This is a genomic window from Helicobacter sp. T3_23-1059 (assembly GCF_053654515.1).
Map to the genome: position 1 here is coordinate 1 of NZ_JBSIUV010000164.1, position 926 is coordinate 926.

General features: G+C 40.3%; 1 protein-coding gene. It reads left to right on the plus strand.

All coding sequences use genetic code 11. From position 1 onward, the window contains the following. On the plus strand, positions 1-926 hold a 926-nt coding region (locus ACWIX0_RS13820; RefSeq protein ID WP_454174560.1), incomplete at both ends, for a DUF3519 domain-containing protein.

Genomic DNA, 926 nt, shown 5'->3' on the forward strand with positions numbered 1-926 from the left:
AAACAGGCTCGCGCACACACGGAGCAAAAAAAATTCTAATAAAGCACGCAGGCTTAGAAAAAACAGGGGGCGTAAGCCACGAGGAATTATTAGATATTATGAAGCCTGTAAGGCAGGGCGAGCTAACCCCCCAATCTTTTAGCAAACATAATGATTTTGTGCGCTATGCTTATGATTTTACGGACGAAAATAGTATAATTTTGCGTTTAGTAGTCGAGGAACACAACGATGGCAAAAAGATTTTTGATTTTTATAGTGATAGAAATTTCACACCAAAAACGCAAGAGCTAACACAAGCCCCCCAAGAAAACACCTACAAATCAATCTTTGAGCAAGCAAAAGCCCAAAAAGCAGCAAAAGAGCAAGAAAGACTAGCAAAACAGCAAGCTGATAGTGAATTTATCGCGCAAAGAGAAGCAAAAAAGCAAGCGCGAATCGATAAAATCCTAGAAATGCAAAAAGCATCACAGGGGCAGACTACGCTAGAAGCGCGCGCAAAAATTAAAGCCGAACAAATGGGCGAGCCAATCCCCTACCAAAAAATAGCCGACACACATATCATTTTGGAGGATATTACTTATCCCGCAGAGTTTGTCATCATCAATAAAAACGACTTAAAGCCTAGCTTTGAAGCGGGGGGCTTTCAAACAAGAGAAGTCAAACAAGAGGACAAAATCGCAAACATAAGAGATAATTTTGACCCGTTAAAGATTTTTGGCAAAATCGGCGAGTATGACGGACTGCCCATCATCGCAAAAAATGGCGAAATAATCGCAGGAAACCACAGGGGCGAAGCTATCAAAAACTTAAGCGGGGAAAATCTAGCAAAATATCAAAACGAAGCAAAAAAAGTCTTTGGTATTGACTTAGAGCAAGACAAAATCATTGTGCGCAGGATTTTAGATGATACTGAAAATGAAAATGGC